The sequence below is a fragment of the Cupriavidus sp. UGS-1 genome (assembly GCF_021213615.1).
Taxonomy (GTDB): domain Bacteria; phylum Pseudomonadota; class Gammaproteobacteria; order Burkholderiales; family Burkholderiaceae; genus Cupriavidus.
This window is the reverse complement of record NZ_JAJQJF010000014.1, coordinates 1-16,765: the sequence shown is the minus strand read 5'-3', so window position 1 is coordinate 16,765 and position 16,765 is coordinate 1. Positions and strand designations below refer to the sequence as shown.

Genomic DNA, 16,765 nt, shown 5'->3' with positions numbered 1-16,765 from the left:
GTGCTTTTTAGGTCATAAATTTGACCGTGCGGGAAATACGACCCATCATCTCCGCATGAATTACGGCGAATACGTCTGGCAATCTCCGCACTGGCCGCGGTGGCAGTACGACCTGGCCGCCCTGGCGACCCCCATGGCGGAGACCACCCACGCTCAGGGCCTTCTGCTAGGCCGACTGGCCGATCTCGGCATGGGCTTCAGAAACGAAGCGTGCCTCGCGGTCCTGACCGAAGACGTCGTGAAGACATCGCGCGCGCGATTGGCGACCTGCTGCTTGCGCGCGCCGACGGGACGCCGCAGCGCTTCTATAGCCTCTCCGCGCAAATCCAGCGAGAGCGCAAGGCCTACTACGAAATCCTTGAGCGGACCCAGAAAGGCACTCTCGATATCACGCAGTGGCTTGCCTGGTTTCTCGCGACGTTGCACGCGGCCGTGTTGCAGGCCAACAAGACACTGGATCGGGTACTGCTCAAGGCGCGCTTCTGGCAGCGGGCCGCGACGGTGCCGATGAACGAGCGGAAAATCAAGGTGCTGAACCGCTTGCTGGACGGCTTCGAGGGCAAGCTGACGAGCGCGAAATGGGCGGCCATCGGCAAATGTTCGAACGATACGGCGCTGCGCGACATCAATGAGTTGGTGCAACACGGCGTGCTGCAGAAGTCAGCGGCTGGTGGCCGCAGCACGAGCTACGAGCTAGCCGCGCCGGCAGAGACCTGACGCGACGGTTTTCGATCGCGGCAGCGACAAGCGGCTCAGGCCACCGCCGCCGCATACAGCGCAGTCAACGCCGCGCACCGCTCCTTCAGCAGCGCCTGCAATTGCCGCACGGCCGGCAAGAACTGCTTGCGGTGCGGGCAGACCAGTTGCAGCGGCGTGCTTTCGCCCGGCTCGTGCGGCAGCAGCACGGTCAGGCGGCCGGCCTGCACGTCGCCGCAGACGTCGAGCCATGACTTGTAGGCGATGCCCTCGCCCTGCACCGCCCAGCGGCGGACCACGTCGGCGTCGTCGGTGTACAGGCTGCCCTTGACCTCGACCAGGCGTCGGCCCCGCGCGGTTTCGAACGGCCATTTGTCGTAGACGCGGCCGCTCAGGTGGTACAGCAGGCAGCGATGCGCGGCCAGTTCATCAAGCGATTGCGGGCGGCCATGCCGGGCCAGATAGGCCGGCGAGGCGATCAGCACGCGGCGGTTTTCCGGCGCCAGCGGCAAGGCGACATAGCTGGCCTCCTCGATGCGCCCGTAGCGGATCGCGACATCGATCGGATCGCGGAAGACGTCGGTCACATGGTCGGACAGATAGAGCCGCAGCGTCAGGTCGGGATGGGCGCGGCGGAATTCGGTGATCCAGGGCAGCAGCACATTGCGGCCGAGGTCGGACGGCGCCGTGACGCGCAGCAGCCCGCTGAGTGCGGCGCCATCGCCGCGCAGCCGGTCGCGGCCCTCGTTCAGCGTGGCCAGCACTTCCTGCGCGTAGGGCAGATAGCGCTCGCCCTCGGCGGTCAGGCGCAGGCTGCGCGTGGAACGGGCGAACAGCCGGATATCGAGATCGCGCTCCAGCCGCTTGACCGCGGCGCTGACCTGCCCCGGCAGCAGATCGGCCTCGCGCGCGGCGCTGGAAAAGCTGCCGAGGGCGGCGCTGCGCACGAACAGGGTCAGGTCTTCGAGGCGGATCATCTTCACTCCACGAGAGAAAGTGCTGGCGGATTTTACCGCTTATCGGATAGGCGGCGACGGCGCAAGATAGCGGCACCGACCAGGCAAACCCTCTCCTCAAGTCACGGAGCCCACATGAAAGCCATCGCCTACCTCCAGCACGGCCTGCCGATCGACGACCCGGCCGCGCTGATCGACATCGATCTGCCGACGCCCGAACCCGGTCCGCGCGACCTGCTGGTCCAGGTGCGCGCCATCGCAGTCAACCCGGTCGATACCAAGGTCCGGGCATCGTCCGCGGTCGCGGCCATGCGCGTGCTGGGCTGGGACGCGGTCGGCAAGGTCGTCCGCGTCGGCAGCGCGGTCACGCTGTTCGCGCCGGGCGACGACGTCTACTTCGCCGGCTCGATCACGCGTGCCGGCAGCAATGCGGAGTACTGCCTCGTCGACGAACGCATCGCCGCGCGCAAGCCGGCCTCGCTGTCGGACGCCGAAGCCGCGGCATTGCCGCTGACGACGATCACCGCGTGGGAACTGCTGTTCGACCGGCTGCGCGTTCCCGAGCATGGCGGCGCGGGCCAGCACCTGCTGATCGTCGGCGCCGGCGGCGGCGTCGGCTCGATCCTGACCCAGCTCGCGCGCCAGCTGACCGGCCTGACCGTGATCGGCACGGCGTCGCGTCCGGAGACACGCGACTGGGTGACGTCGCTCGGCGCCCATCACGTGATCGACCACACCAGGCCCTTGCGTGAAGAACTGGAGCGCATCGGCGTGCCGCAGGTCGAGCATGTGGCCAGCCTGACCCATACCGAACAACACTACCCGCAATTGATCGACGTGCTGGCGCCGCAGGGTCAGCTCGCGGTGATCGACGATCCCGCCACGCTCGACGTGATGCCGATGAAGCGCAAGTCGCTGTCGCTGCATTGGGAATTCATGTTTGCGCGGCCGATGTTCGAGACGCCGGACATGATCCGCCAGCACGAACTGCTGACCCGCGTCGCGCAGCTGATCGACGCCGGCACGATCCGCACCACGCTCGGCGAACACTTCGGCACGATCAACGCCGCCAACCTGCGCCGCGCCCATGCGCTGATCGAAAGCGGCCGCGCGCGCGGCAAGGTCGTGCTCGAAGGGTTCTGAGCACCGGCGCCTCCTCATCCCGACAACAGACACACACGACATACCAATATCAAGAGCATGCCCATGTCCCTCTCCGATCTCGCCCGCACCCGCTATACCACCAAGGCATTCGATCCTGCCGGCAAGGTATCCGACAGCGATCTGCAGGAGCTGATCACGCTGCTGCGCTACAGCCCCTCGTCCGTCAACTCGCAGCCGTGGCACTTCGTGGTCGCGGGCAGCGCCGCGGCGAAGGCGCGCATCGCCAAGGCCGGCGCGCAAGGGCCTTACGCCTACAACGCGCCGAAGATCGAGAACGCGTCGCACGTGATCGTGCTGTGCGCGCGCACCGGCCTGCCGGACGCGCAGCTGGACGTCATCCTCGACCAGGAGGAGCGCGACGGCCGCTTCCAGACGCCCGAGGCGCGCGGGAACCAGCGCAAGACCCGGCAAGGCTTCGTCGATCTGCATCGCTATACGCAAAAGGACCTGCAGCACTGGATGGAGAAGCAGGTCTATCTGGCGCTCGGCACGCTGCTGCTGGGCGCCGCCACGCTGGGCATCGACGCGACGCCGATGGAAGGATTCGACGCAGGCGCGCTCGACGACGAACTGAACCTGCGCGATGCCGGGTACACCAGCGTGGTGCTGGTCGGCCTTGGCTATCGCGCGGACAGCGACTTCAATGCGGCGCTGCCGAAGTCCCGTTTGCCGGCGGAGACCGTGGTTCGGTACCTGTAACGCCATGGGGTCATGCCGCCGACATGCCGCCAAAATGCCGTACGCGGCGACATGACGCCCCATTGCCGAGACGAGTGATCTTCGCGACGTCGGACATCGCCTGCTACCGGGTCGCGGCTGCGCTGCGTATGCTGCTGGATTCTCCAGCATCAAGAGGATCCGCCATGACCCCAGCCATGCCACGCCGCACCGCCTTGCGCGTCAAGGCCCCCCTGCTCGCGACCCTCGCGGCCGCCCTGCTCGCCGGATGCGCCGGCGCCGACATGCAGGGCCTGACGCAGGCGGGCGGCAGCCTGTTCACCGCCGCGACGCTGTCCGACGCCAATATCAAGACGCTGTCGGACCAGTCGTGCGCCGAGATGGACAAGAAGAACAAGATCGCCGCGCCGACGAGCACCTTTGGGCAGCGCCTGACCAAGATCATGGCGGGCCTGCAGAACACCGGCCTGCCGCTCGACGCCAAGGTCTACGAGACCAAGGAAGTGAATGCCTGGGCGATGGCCAACGGCTGCGTGCGGATCTACAGCGGGCTGATGGACATGATGACCGATGACGAAGTGCGCGGCGTGGTCGGGCACGAGATCGGCCACGTGGCGCTCGGCCATACCAAGGCGGCGATGCAGGTGGCCTACGCGACCGCTGCCGCGCGCGGCGTGCTGGGCGCCGCGGGCAGCGCGACGCTCAATGCGCTGTCGTCGTCGCAGTTGGGCGAGCTGGCCGAGACGCTGGTCAACTCGCAGTTCTCGCAGCGGCAGGAAACCGCGGCGGACGACTATTCCTTCGATCTGCTGACGAAGAACAAGTCCAATCGGGAGGCGCTGGTGACCGCCTTCCGCAAGATGGCTGCGCTCGACGGCGGGCAATCGAGCATGCTGAGCACGCACCCCGGTTCGCTGCAGCGCGCCCAGCATATCGAGGAGCGGCTGCGCAGCGGGAAATGACGTTGGCGCGAGAACAGAGACGGCATGCGCCGTCTCTGTTTTGCCGATGCCAGCACGCCATCGGCACGCCATCAGCGCGCCATCAACGCGCCTCGACGAAGGCCAGCACGGCCTCGAGCATCCGCCGCAGCGTCGGCTGCAGCTTGCCCGCCAGCGCTTCGTCGTAGTCAAACGGATATTGCTCACTCATATAGGTGCATTGCGACAGCTCGAGCTGGATCGCATGCACGCCCTGCGCGGGCTGCCCGTACTGGCGGGTGATATAGCCGCCCTTGAAGCGTCCGTTCAGCACCGACGTATAGCCCTGCGCTTCGCCGGCAATCTTCGCGACCTGGTCGGCCAGCGCCGCATCGCAGCTGGCGCCGTTGGCGGTGCCCAGATTGAAGTCGGGCAGCTTGCCGTCGAAGAAGCGCGGCAGCACCGAGCGGATCGAATGCGCGTCCCACAGCGCGATCGTGCCGTGCTCCGCGCGCAGCCGCGCCAGTTCGCCGGCCAGCGCATCGTGATAGGGACGCCAGACCGCGTCACGGCGCGCGAAAATCTCGGTTTCGTCGGGACCCACGCCGTTCGCATACAGCGGCGTCTTGTCGAAGGTATCGACCGGACAGAGCCCGGTGGTGTCCTGGCCCGGATACAGGTTGGCGTTGTCGGGCGGGCGGTTCAGGTCGACCACATAGCGCGAGTGCGTCGCCATCAGGACCGACGCGCCAAGCTCGCGCGCGAAGCCATAGAGCCGGTCCATGTGCCAGTCGGTATCCGGCACGGTGCGCGCCTCATCGGTCAGCCGGTCGGCGACCGACGGCGGCAGATAGGTACCCACATGGGGCATCGAGATCAGCAGCGGGCGCGTGCCGCGCTGCAGCGTGAAGGCCGGGGTATCGGTGGAGAAGGAAGTCATATTGCTGCTACGAGTGGCATCGCCGCCGGCCGCGAGCCGGTGCGGCGTTGCCGGTGGCGAGATCAGGGTTCGTCTGGAATGCGGTCCGCGGCCGCGGCATAGTCGCCATCGACGGTCACCGTCATGGCGCCAGCAGACTGGCACGCGCGCTGGCGAAGGCCGCGCCCGCTTCGGCCTGCAAGGCATGGACGCCGCGCTGCACGCGGCGGCGTCCCGCGCTGCGGACTTCCGCTAGTGTCTCATGTCCGTGATTGGCGAACACGTGGACGGCCAGCGCCTGCTCGCCGCGCAGGCCGGCCAGCGTCGGATGATTGCCGTCCAGCACGACGAAGTCCGCCTGCTGTCCGGCCGCCAGCCCGCCCACCGCACGTCCCGCCGCCCGCGCACCGCCGGCCGCCGCATCGAGATAGAGCCGATCGGCCACCTGCGGATGGCGGCTGGAGGCAAGCACGTTGCGCTTCTGCAGCGCGAGCCGCTGCCCGTATTCGAACAGCCGCAGCTCCTCGCTGACGCTGACGCTCACATGGCTGTCCGAGCCGATGCCCCATGCGCCGCCCTGCTCCAGATAGGGCGCGGCATCGAACACGCCATCGCCGAGATTGGCTTCGGTGGTCGGACAGATGCCGGCCACCGCGCCGCTATTCGCCAGGCGCCGGCGCTCGTCCCAGTCCAGATGGGTCGCATGCACCAGGCACCAGCGCGCGTCGACCGGCGCATGGTCCAGCAGCCAGTCCACCGGCCGCGTGCCGCACCACGCCAGGCATTCGTCGACCTCGCGTTGCTGCTCGGCGATATGGATGTGCACCGGCGCGGTCGGGTCCATCGCATGCAGCCCGGCCACCGCGGCACGCAGGCTGTCGGGCGGCACCGCGCGCAGCGAGTGTGGCGCGAGACCAAGCCGCGCCGCTCCCGTGCAAGCCGGTGCCAGCCGCTGCAACAGCGCCAGCATCGCGTCGGTCTCGTGCAGGAAGCGGCGTTGTTCGGCCAACGGCGGCTTGGGGCCGAAGCCCGCGCTCTGGTACAGCACCGGCAGCAGCGTGATGCCGATGCCCGCGCGCTCCGCGGCGCGCAGCAGGCGCAGCGACATCTCGGCCGGATCGGCGTACGGCGTGCCGTCGGCCTGGTGATGGACATAGTGGAATTCGCAGACGCTGGTATAGCCGGCGCGCAGCATCTCGATATAGAGCTGCGTGGCGATCGCCTCCAGCGTCTCGGGCGCCAGCCGCAGCGCAAAGCGGTACATCAGCTCGCGCCAGCTCCAGAACGAATCGTCGGCGGCCGAGCGGAACTCGGTCAGGCCGGCGAAGCCGCGCTGGAAGGCGTGCGAATGCAGATTGGTCATGCCGGGCAGCACCGGCCCTGCGGCGCGCGGCGTGTCGGCGGCGGGCGCGGCGTTGGGCGTCACGGCGGTCAGCTTGCCGTCGGCGTCCCAGCTCAGCAGCACGTTGCTGGCCCAGCCATCGGGCAGCAGCGCCTCGGCGGCGAACAGCGTTCGATCGGGGACTGGACTCATCTCGACACTCCTGCGGGTCCGGCGAACACGCGCGCCTGGCGCACCACGGCGGCCAGCGGATTGCGGCCGAACCAGTAGGCCAGCTCGGCCGGCGAATCGACGCGCCACAGCGCAAAATCCGCGCCGCGTCCCGGTGCCAGCAGGCCATGCCGATCGCTGGCGCCGAGCGCGCGCGCGGCGTGCGTGGTGACGCCGGCGAGCACCTCGGGCACCGTCATGCGGAACAGCGTGCAGGCCATATTGAGCATCAGCAGCAGCGAGGTCACCGGCGACGTGCCGGGGTTATGGTCGGTCGACAGCGCGATCGGCACGCCGTACTGGCGCAGCAGCGCGATCGGCGGCAGATGCGTGTCGCGCAGGAAATAGTAGGCGCCGGGCAGCAGCACGGCGACGGTCCCCGCCTCGGCCATCGCCGCGACGCCAGCCTCGTCCAGATGTTCCAGATGGTCGGCCGACAAGGCGCGATAGCGGGCCGCCAGCGCGGCGCCGCCGAGATTGCTCAGCTGTTCGGCATGCAGCTTGACCGGCAGCCCATGCCGGTGCGCGGCCTCGAACACGCGCTCGGTCTGCGCCGGCGAGAAGCCGATGCCCTCGCAAAAGGCGTCGACCGCATCGACCAGTCCTTCCTGCGCCAGCGCCGGCAGCATCGTGTCGCAGACCAGCGCGATGTAGTCGTCGGCGCGATTGGCGTATTCGGGCGGCAGGGCATGCGCGCCGAGGAAGGTCGTATGCACCGCCACGCCGAACGCCTGGCCGAGCCGCCGCGCGACGCGCAACTGCTTGCGCTCGGTGGCGAGGTCCAGTCCATAGCCCGACTTGATCTCGATCGCGGTGACGCCCTCGGCCAGCAGCGGCGCCAGCCGCGTCGCGGCCTGCGCGAACAGCGCATCTTCGTCGGCGGCGCGCGTGGCACGCACGGTGGAGACGATGCCGCCGCCGGCCCGGGCGATGTCCTCGTAGCTGGCGCCGGCGAGCCGCATCGCGAATTCGTCGGCGCGCTGGCCGCCATAGACCAGATGCGTGTGGCAATCGATCAGACCGGGCGTGACCCATGTCCCGTTTGCGTCGTGATACGGAAGGCTGCGGTAAGCCTCGGGCAACTCGGCCTGCTTGCCGAGCCAAGCAATACGACCCTGCTCGACGACCAGCGCGGCATCGCGGATGGCGTTGGCAGGGTCGGCATCCGGCAGCAGATGGCAGCGATGCCAGACGCCGTCGGCCGACGGCGCACGCGATACGCCGGCATCGATAGCGAATTCTTCAGCGGACTGCGTCATGACTGGGTTTCCCTATCGGAGGATGGCTGCGTCGATTGCAGCCTGACGACGAGGCAGCGGGCGCCCTGATCTTCGGGCAGCCAGCGGAACGCGCTGCCGGGTGGCAGCAACAAGCCGCTGCCCGCCGCCAGCACATCGGCGTCGGCGCTTCGCGCATCTTCGCTTCGCCAGCGGCCGGCCAGCACATAGAGCACGACCGTCGTATCTGCCTGGACCTCGGCGCTGTCGATGGCCGCGCCGGTGCACTGCACACGCGCGCGGCAGCGGCCGCGCCGCGTCATCACATTGAAGTCGCGCGTCGGTCCGCCCAGCAGCGTGGCATCGACGGTGGCTTCGCCGGCAAAGGCGAACGGCTCGCCGACCGCCACCAGACGATGATCGAAGCTGCCATCGCGCGCTTGCAGGCGCACGCCGGCGCCATCGAGCAGCACGATCTGGCGGTCGATGCCGGGGAACGCCGAGAACGGGCCATCGGCCGCGATATCGGCGATGCTCAGGCGCCAGTCGAACGCGTCGAGCCCGGCGGCGGGCGGCCACGCGGCGATCTCGCGCGTGGTACCGCCGCCGTTCTTCCACGGCATCGGCGTCAGCTCGGCCAGCGCAAAGCGCCGTGGCCGCCCCGGTTGCGGTGGTTGCGACGGCGTCGCGCTCATCCGCGGTTGGCCATCGGCAGGTTCAGGCCCTTCTCGCGCGCGCAGTCGATCGCGATGTCGTAGCCCGCGTCGGCGTGGCGCATCACGCCGGTGGCGGGGTCGTTCCACAGCACGCGCTCGATGCGGCGGGCGGCGGCATCGGTGCCGTCGCAGACGATCACCACGCCGCTATGCTGCGAGAAGCCCATGCCGACGCCGCCGCCGTGGTGCAGGCTGACCCAGGTCGCACCGCCCGCGGTATTGAGCAGCGCGTTGAGCAGCGGCCAGTCGGAGACGGCATCCGAGCCGTCCTTCATCGCCTCGGTCTCGCGGTTGGGCGAGGCCACCGAGCCGCAGTCCAGATGGTCGCGGCCGATCACCACCGGCGCCTTCAGCTCGCCGGACTTGACCATCTCGTTGAAGGCCAGGCCCGCGCGATGGCGCTCGTCCAGGCCGACCCAGCAGATGCGCGCCGGCAGGCCCTGGAAGGCGATGCGCTCGCGCGCCATGTCGAGCCAGCGGTGCAGGTGCTTGTCCTCGGGGAACAGCTCCTTCATCTTGGCGTCGGTCTTGTAAATGTCCTCCGGATCGCCGGACAGCGCGACCCAGCGGAACGGGCCCTTGCCGCGGCAGAACAGCGGACGGATATAGGCCGGCACGAAGCCCGGGAAGTCGAAGGCGTTCTTGACGCCCTCGTCGAAGGCGACCTGGCGGATGTTGTTGCCGTAGTCCAGCGTCGGCACGCCCATCTGCTGGAAGGCGAGCATCGCCTTGACGTGCTCGACGATCGACGGGCGCGCCGCGGCTTCCACCGCCTTCGGATCGGCCTTGCGCGCGGCTTCCCATTGCTCGACGGTCCAGCCGGCCGGCAGATAGCCGTTGACGAGGTCGTGCGCCGAGGTCTGGTCGGTGACGATATCGGGCCGCATGCCGCCGGCCTGCGCGCGCTTGACCAGCTCGGGCACGGTCTCGGCGGCATTGCCGAGCAGGCCCACCGAGATCGCCTGCTTGCTGGCGGTGGCCTCGGCGATCATCGCCAGCGCCTCGTCCAGCGTGGTGGCCTTCTTGTCCAGATAGCGCGTACGGATGCGGAAATCGATGCGCGACTCCTGGCATTCGATCGCCAGCACGCAAGCGCCGGCCAGCACGCCGGCCAGCGGCTGCGCGCCGCCCATGCCGCCCAGGCCCGCGGTCAGGATCCACTTGCCGGACAGGTCGCCGCCGTAGTGCTGGCGGCCCGCCTCGACGAAGGTCTCATAGGTGCCCTGCACGATGCCCTGCGTGCCGATGTAGATCCACGAGCCGGCGGTCATCTGGCCGTACATCATCAGGCCGGCGCGATCGAGCTCGTTGAACTTGTCCCAGTTGGCCCAGTGCGGCACCAGGTTCGAGTTGGCGATCAGCACGCGCGGTGCATCGGCATGCGTGCGGAACACGCCGACCGGCTTGCCGGACTGCACCAGCAGCGATTCGTCCTCGCCCAGGCGGCGCAGGCTGTCGAGGATCGCGTCGAAGCATTCCCAGTTGCGCGCGGCCTTGCCGATGCCGCCGTAGACCACCAGGTCCTGCGGCCGCTCGGCGACGTCCGGGTCCAGGTTGTTCTGGATCATGCGATAGGCGGCTTCGATCAGCCAGTTCTTGCAGTGCAGCTCGGTGCCGCGCGGCGCGCGGATTTCGCGCTGGCCGCGTGCGAGGAATTGCTGTTCGTTGGCGTTCATGTTCGGGTTCTCCTGCTTTGCTGGTGTCTCGTTCGGTGGTGTTTCGGTCCGTGGTGTCGGGCGGCTTCGGTTTGCGGGCGCCCGCGTCAGCCCGCTTCGCCCTGCGCCGGCAGCACGGCGCGCACGGCCTGCGGCCAGCCCGCGCCGGCGTCGCCCTGCAGCACCCATTGCTTCATCGCCTCGATATCGGGCGCCAGATAGCGGTCGACCTCGACGAAATCGACGCGCTCGCGGATGCGGGCCAGTTCGGTCTCGATCAGCGGCGAGGACTTCAGCGGCCGGTGGAATTCGATGCCCTGCGCGGCGGCCATCGCCTCGATGCCGACCACGACGGCGGTGTTCTCCGCCATGTCGCCGAGCCGGCGCGCGCCGTAGGTCGCCATCGACACGTGGTCCTCCTGGTTGGCGGAGGTCGGCAGGCTGTCGACGCTGGACGGATGGGCCAGCGACTTGTTCTCGGAGGCCAGCGCGGCGGCGGTGACCTGCGCGATCATGAAGCCCGAATGCAGGCCGCCGTCGCGCACCAGGAACGGCGGCAGGCCCGACAGGCCGGTGTCGAGCAGCAGCGCCAGGCGGCGCTCGGAAATCGCGCCGATCTCGGCCAGCGCCAGCGCGATGATGTCGGCGGCGAACGCCACCGGCTCGGCGTGGAAGTTGCCGCCGGACACCACGTCGCCCTGCTCGGAAAACACCAGCGGGTTGTCCGACGCGGCATTGGCCTCGATCTGCAGCACGCGCGCCGCGTGGCGCAGGTTGTCCAGGCAGGCGCCCATCACCTGCGGCTGGCAGCGGATCGAATACGGGTCCTGCACGCGACCGCACTCGCGGTGCGAGTCGACGATCTCGCTGCCCGCCAGCAGCTCGCGCACCGCGCCGGCGACCGCGATCTGGCCGGCCTGGCCGCGCGCGGCGTGGATGCGGGCGTCGAACGGCTTGACCGAGCCCTTGATCGCCTCGAGCGACAGCGCGCCCGCCACCAGGCCCGCAGCGAACGCGTCTTCGGCGGCGAACAGGCCCGCCAGTGCCAGCGCCGTCGATACCTGGGTGCCGTTCAGCAGCGCCAGTCCTTCCTTCGGCCCGAGCTCGAACGGCTTCAGGCCGGCATGCGCCAGCGCCTCGACCGCCGGCAGGCGGCGGCCATCGACGATGGCCTCGCCGACGCCGATCAGCGTGCACGACAGATGCGCCAGCGGCGCGAGGTCGCCCGAGGCGCCCACCGAGCCCTTGGCCGGAATGCACGGCGTGACGCCGTGGTTGGCCAGCGCCAGCAGCGCCTCGATCAGTTCCGGACGCACGCCCGAATGGCCGCGCGCCAGGCTGACCGCCTTGGTCGCGAGGATCAGGCGCACCGTATCGGCGGGCAGATCGCGGCCGGTACCGACGCTGTGCGACAGCACCAGGTTGCGCTGCAGCTCGGCCAGCTTGTCGTGCGGGATGCGCGTGTTGGCCAGCTTGCCGAAGCCGGTGTTGATGCCGTAGACGACCGCGTCGGTGTCGACGATCTGCTGCACGGTGGCCTGGGCGGCGCGCACGTCGGCCCAGGCGGAATCCGCCATCGCGAGCCGGACCTCGCCGCGGTAGATGCGGCGCAGTTCGGCGAGGGAAACCTGACCGGGATGCAGGGTCAGCGTGGGATGCGCCTGGGTCGATTGGGAAGCGGAGTGTGGCGTTGTCATTGTATGGTCCTGTCTATACAGCTTGGTACGGCTTGAATCAGCTTAGGTCGAATCGAGATCGAAGTCAGGTTCGGCAGCGTACGGTGGGAAGCGCCACCGGGCCGCAAGGTCCGGCGCTAGCCGAACGCCGGATTGCCATCGGCACGGAAACGGCTGCCGAGCCGATAGCGATTGCCCGGATGCAGGCAGCGCACGAAGGTCACCGGCGTGCCGGCGGTCCAGGTGCGCCGCGTCAGCAGCAGGCAGGGTTGGGTCACCGGCATCTCCAGCTGGCTGGCCTGCTCGGGCGTCGCCGCGACCGCGTCGACCACGTGCTCGACCTGGTCGTACGGCACGTGCCGCAGCAGATACTCGCCCGGCTTGACGCCGCTGAAGTCCTGGTTGATGAAATCGGGCGCCACGCGCGGATTGACGTAGCGGTCCTCCAACTGCACCGGCACGCCGTCCTCGCGATGCACGCACACCGAATGGAAGACCGACTCGCCGGTGCGCAGGTCGAGCGCCGCCGCCACCTCGATCGAGGCCGAGGCGCGCTCGACAAGGATCACGTCGCAGGCGTAGTCGTGCCCGCGCATGCGGATCTCGTCCTGCAGGTTGACGACCGACAGCAGCGTCGACTGCGGCTTGTGTTCCGCGACGAAGGTACCGACGCCCGCGACCCGCACCACCCTGCCCTGCTCGGCGAGCTCGCGCAGCGCGCGGTTGACCGTCATCCGCGACACGGCGAAGCGGTTGACCAGCTCCTGCTCCGACGGCACACGATCGCCCGGCTGCCAGGCGCCGCTCTGGATCTGGCGCGCGATGTACTCCTTGACCTGCTGGTACAGCGCGGTCGGCGTGGCATCGGGCGACGGGCGGTGGCCGTTGGCGTCGGGGCGGTTGGCGGGGCGGCGGGTGCCGGCTTCTACGGTCATGGTCAGAGGTTGCGTGGGTCGACGCGCGCGTCGGCGGGCGTGTCGGTGGGCGTGTCGGTGGGCGTGTCGGTGCGCGGGCGGGTGGACATCATGGGCCGGCTCAATGCTCGGCCGAGGCCATCGCCTCGGCACGGATCTCTTCGGTCAGCCGCGCCTTCAACGCCGAGAACTCCGGCGACGTCTTGATCGTGTAGTGCCGCGGATGGGCGAAGTCGACGGCGATTTCGGTCTTGATCCGTCCGGGCCGCGCAGAGAATACCGCAACCCGGTTGGCCATGAAGATCGCCTCGTCGATATCGTGCGTGACAAACAACACCGTCTTGCGCGCGCTTTCCCAGATGCCGAGCAGCAGCTCCTGCATCAGCACGCGGGTCTGGTTGTCGAGCGCGCCGAACGGTTCGTCGAGCAGCAGGATCTTCGGATCGTTGGCCAGCGCCCGCGCAATCGCGGTGCGCTGCTGCATGCCGCCCGACAGCTGCTTCGGATAGTGATGCTCGAAGCCGCGCAGGCCCACGCGCGCGATGAAGAAATCGCTGCGCTCGCGCTGCTCCGCCACGCTCATGCCGCGCTCGCGCAGGCCGAAGCGGACGTTCTGCTCGATCGTCAGCCACGGGAACAGCGTATAGGACTGGAACACCATGCCGCGGTCGGCGCCGGGTCCGGTGACCGGCTCGCCGTCGAGCAGCACGCGGCCCGAGGTCGGCGAGTCGAGGCCGGCGACGATGCGCAGCAACGTCGATTTGCCGCAACCCGAAGGCCCGAGGATGGTGACGAAGTCGTTCTCGCGGACCTCGAAGTCCACCGGCAGCAAGGCCTGGGTCTGGCCGCCGCGCGGATTGACGAAGGTGCGCGACACCTGCTGGATCGACAGCGCGCTCATTGAATGGTGCTCCACGGAAACAGCCGCTGGTTGGCGAGCTTGAACAGCAGGTCAGAGACGAGGCCGATGCAGCCGATCACGATGATGCCGAAGATGATCTGCCCGGTATTGAGCAGCGCCTGGCTGTCGGTGATCATGTGGCCGATGCCGGACGACGAGCCGATCAGCTCGGCGACGATCACATAGGTCCAGGCCCAGCCGAGCACCAGCCGCAGGATTTCGGCGATGCCGGGCGCGGCGCCGGGAATCAGCACGCGCTTGACGATGCCGGCGCTGTTGGCGCCGAGCGTATAGGCCGCCTCGACCAGGTCGCGGCGCGCGCCGCCCACGGTGACGGCCACCATCAGCACGATCTGGAAGAACGAGCCGATGAAGATCACCAGCAGCTTCTGCGTCTCGCCAATGCCAGCCCACAGGATCAGCAGCGGAATGAAGGCCGAGGCCGGCAGGTAGCGGCAGAACGAGACGAAGGGCTCGAAGAAGGCTTCGGCCGCCTTGTAGGCGCCCATCAGGATGCCCAGCGGCACCGCCAGCACGGCGGCCAGCACGAAGCCGCCCAGCACGCGCCAGACGGTCATGCCGATGTCGCCGAGAAAGCCATACTCGGTAAACAGCAGCCACGCCTCGCGCGCCATCGTCATCGGATCGGCGAGGAAGGTCGGCGGCACCAGGCCGCCCAGCGTCACCGCGCCCCAGACGGCGAAGAACAGCACGAAGAAGCCCAGGCCCAGCACCCAGCGGGTGGGCGGCGAGACCGGGGTCAGCGGCGTCAGCCACGGATGGGTCCGGCGCGCACGCGGCGCGGCCGGCATCGTCCTGGCGGGCGCCGGGCTGTCGGGCGCGACGGCCCGCAGCGAATCGGCGTGCAACGGTTGTGTCATCGCGGCTCCCGGCGCTTAGCGGATGAACCGCGGGTCATACAGGGCGGTCACGTCCGGCACCTTGCGGATCACGCCGACGTCGAGCAGCACCGCGGCGGCTTCCTTGCTGAACTCCGCCAGCTCGCCGGCGAAGAACTTGCGATTGGCCTCGCGGTCCTGCCAGCGCAGATACGAGGCGGACTTGGCGAACTGCTCGGCGGTCTGCTTGACCGCGGCGCCCATGATCTCGTTGGACTTGGCCGGGTCCTTGCGAATCATCTCCAATGCTTCGAAGTAGCCGTCGACCAGCGCCTGCGCGGCCTTCGGGTTGTCCTTCAACCATTTCGGGGTGCAGCCGAGCGTGTCCATCACCATCGGATAGTCGAGCGTGGTCGCGAGGATCTTGCCCTTGTCCGGGTTCTGCCGCACCGTCGACAGGTACGGCTCGTAGGTCATCGCCGCATCGTTCTGGCCCGAGACGAAGGCCTGCGCGGCCGCCTGCGGCGACAGCGTGGTGGTCTTGACGTCCTTGATGGTCATGCCGTTCTTCTTCAGCATCCACGCCAGCCCGAAATACGGCGCGGTGCCCGGCGCATCGACGCCGATGGTCTTGCCCTTCAGGTCGGCGAAGGACTTGACGTCGCTGCGCACCGCCAATCCGTCGGCGCCGTAGGACTTGTCGAGCTGCACGATCTGCGTGATCGGCACGCCGTTGGCGTTCCAGGCCACATGCGTTTCCACCGTGGTCGCCGCGCACTGGATCGCGCCCGAGGCCAGCGCCAGATGGCGGTCCTTCTGCGGAATCATCTTGATGTCGACCTCGACGCCGTGCTTCTCGAAGATGCCGGCCTTGGCGGCCAGCGTCAGCGGCGCGAAGCCGGTCCAGCCGCTCATGCCCAGCGCCACCTTGGTGGTCTGGGCCTGCGCCGCGCCGGCCCCGGCGGCGAGCGCCAGCGTGGCCAGCCAACCGAGCGCACGGCCGGCGCCCCCTTGATTCCCCAACTTCCGCTTCTGCATCTGCACTGTCTGGCTCCTTTGGTGTCGCGAACGGCGCCGCCGGCTGGCGGGCCCGCCCGGGTCGTGCCGGCGTCCTCGGTCGGGGCGCCGGTCGGTTTCCGGGCAATGTAGCAATCCTGTATATACAAGTCAAGGAGACGAAAGATCCCGGCTTCGCCCTTCCGGAAAGACGCCGCCAATGACCGTGCCGAATTCCGGACGCTCCTCGCAAACCCTGATAGGGAAAGCGATGACGGGCAGGCGGATGGAACGGCGGCATCGGCGGAGGCCTTGGCAACGGTTGTTTCGCACCATCGTGGTGACGTTCCGGCACGGCCTGCGGGCATCGTGCCCCAATATGCTGTATAGACAGGTTAGCGAAGCGGAATGACGCAATCGCCATGCCATCGCGGCGGCGCGATGGCTTCAAAGGGCTCCAGGCGCCCGGAGCGGATCAGGTTTCGAAGAAGTGGTGAACCGTCGGATAGCGCAGCCGCAGCCGCAGCTCGCGCTTGAGCCGCGCGTTGTCGAGCCGGCGCGATTCGCTCATGAAGCTCAGCAGCGCCGGCTCCACGGCCTCGCGGATCTGCTGGCGCGACAGCCGGGGCGGCCGCGGCAGCCCGCGGCGGTCGGCCACCAGATCGAAATAGTCGGCCATCCGCAGTTCGCTGTCGTCGCTGGCATGGACGACGCGCTGCGGCCTGCCGCGCAGCAGCGCGGCGATCATCGCGCGCGCCAGGTCGTCGGCGTGGATGTGGTTGGTGTAGACGTCGTCCTCGGGCACCAGCGCCGGCGTGCCCTTGAGCAGGCGCGCCACTGGCAGGCGGTCCGCGGCGTAGATGCCGGGAATCCGCACGATGCCGGCGCGCCAGCCACTGGCACGGCCGAAGGCCCGCACCGCCCGCTCGGCAGCGACGCGGCGGCGTGCCCGCGCGGTCTGCGGCC

Annotated in this window: 14 protein-coding genes and 2 pseudogenes; 4 read left to right on the top strand and 12 right to left on the bottom strand. The window is 68.8% G+C overall.

Annotated features, from left to right (window positions below):
• Positions 1-55: 55 nt before the first annotated feature.
• A pseudogene (locus LRR16_RS17525) lies at positions 56-717 on the top strand (DUF4172 domain-containing protein).
• Between the two features lie 35 nt (positions 718-752).
• On the opposite strand, the gene LRR16_RS17520 reads toward LRR16_RS17525, so the two are convergent.
• Complete coding sequence (locus LRR16_RS17520; protein ID WP_232206683.1) at positions 753-1,673, bottom strand: LysR family transcriptional regulator; 921 nt, start codon at positions 1,671-1,673, stop codon at positions 753-755.
• A gap of 114 nt (positions 1,674-1,787) precedes the next feature.
• Here LRR16_RS17520 and LRR16_RS17515 point away from each other — a divergent pair, with 114 nt between their 5' ends.
• From LRR16_RS17515 to LRR16_RS17505, 3 genes are all read left to right on the top strand, one after another.
• Positions 1,788-2,795: a zinc-binding alcohol dehydrogenase family protein gene (locus LRR16_RS17515; protein WP_064576488.1), complete on the top strand. Its 1,008-nt coding sequence runs from the start codon at positions 1,788-1,790 to the stop codon at positions 2,793-2,795.
• A 63-nt stretch (positions 2,796-2,858) separates the two neighbouring features.
• A complete protein-coding gene (gene nfsB / locus LRR16_RS17510) occupies positions 2,859-3,515 on the top strand; it encodes an oxygen-insensitive NAD(P)H nitroreductase (protein WP_064576489.1) in 657 nt (218 codons plus the stop codon).
• A 176-nt stretch (positions 3,516-3,691) separates the two neighbouring features.
• Positions 3,692-4,456, top strand: coding sequence for a M48 family metallopeptidase (locus tag LRR16_RS17505; RefSeq protein WP_304524543.1), 765 nt, complete (start codon positions 3,692-3,694; stop codon positions 4,454-4,456).
• Positions 4,457-4,538: 82 nt separating this feature from the next.
• On the opposite strand, the gene hutG is transcribed toward LRR16_RS17505, so the two are convergent.
• From hutG to LRR16_RS17450, 11 genes and pseudogenes are all read right to left on the bottom strand, one after another.
• Positions 4,539-5,354, bottom strand: a complete 816-nt coding sequence (gene hutG / locus LRR16_RS17500) for an N-formylglutamate deformylase (protein ID WP_064576491.1) — start codon at positions 5,352-5,354, stop codon at positions 4,539-4,541.
• Positions 5,355-5,475: 121 nt separating this feature from the next.
• Positions 5,476-6,867 (bottom strand): formimidoylglutamate deiminase, encoded by a 1,392-nt coding sequence (locus LRR16_RS17495; protein ID WP_232206682.1) that lies wholly within the window; start codon positions 6,865-6,867, stop codon positions 5,476-5,478.
• On the bottom strand, positions 6,864-8,144 hold the full coding sequence (hutI, locus tag LRR16_RS17490; RefSeq protein WP_232206681.1) for an imidazolonepropionase: 1,281 nt from the start codon (positions 8,142-8,144) through the stop codon (positions 6,864-6,866). Before hutI ends, LRR16_RS17495 begins: the two co-directional genes overlap by 4 nt.
• Complete coding sequence (locus LRR16_RS17485; protein ID WP_232206680.1) at positions 8,141-8,797, bottom strand: HutD family protein; 657 nt, start codon at positions 8,795-8,797, stop codon at positions 8,141-8,143. The genes hutI and LRR16_RS17485 overlap by 4 nt, the downstream gene beginning before the upstream one ends.
• Entirely contained in the window at positions 8,794-10,494 is a 1,701-nt protein-coding gene (gene hutU, locus LRR16_RS17480) for a urocanate hydratase (protein WP_232206679.1), read from the bottom strand. Before hutU ends, LRR16_RS17485 begins: the two co-directional genes overlap by 4 nt.
• A gap of 86 nt (positions 10,495-10,580) precedes the next feature.
• The gene (gene hutH, locus LRR16_RS17475; protein ID WP_232206678.1) at positions 10,581-12,170 is read right to left on the bottom strand and encodes a histidine ammonia-lyase; all 1,590 of its coding nucleotides are present in this window, start codon (positions 12,168-12,170) and stop codon (positions 10,581-10,583) included.
• A gap of 116 nt (positions 12,171-12,286) precedes the next feature.
• A complete protein-coding gene (gene hutC / locus LRR16_RS17470; protein ID WP_232206677.1) occupies positions 12,287-13,084 on the bottom strand; it encodes a histidine utilization repressor in 798 nt (265 codons plus the stop codon).
• Between the two features lie 100 nt (positions 13,085-13,184).
• Positions 13,185-13,964, bottom strand: coding sequence for an ABC transporter ATP-binding protein (locus tag LRR16_RS17465; protein WP_006579257.1), 780 nt, complete (start codon positions 13,962-13,964; stop codon positions 13,185-13,187).
• The gene (locus LRR16_RS17460) at positions 13,961-14,845 is read right to left on the bottom strand and encodes an ABC transporter permease (RefSeq protein ID WP_370646844.1); all 885 of its coding nucleotides are present in this window, start codon (positions 14,843-14,845) and stop codon (positions 13,961-13,963) included. The genes LRR16_RS17465 and LRR16_RS17460 overlap by 4 nt, the downstream gene beginning before the upstream one ends.
• Positions 14,846-14,860: 15 nt before the next feature.
• Complete coding sequence (locus LRR16_RS17455) at positions 14,861-15,826, bottom strand: ABC transporter substrate-binding protein (RefSeq protein ID WP_370646843.1); 966 nt, start codon at positions 15,824-15,826, stop codon at positions 14,861-14,863.
• Between the two features lie 448 nt (positions 15,827-16,274).
• Positions 16,275-16,765 (bottom strand): annotated as a pseudogene (locus tag LRR16_RS17450) (SDR family NAD(P)-dependent oxidoreductase); the annotation flags it as partial.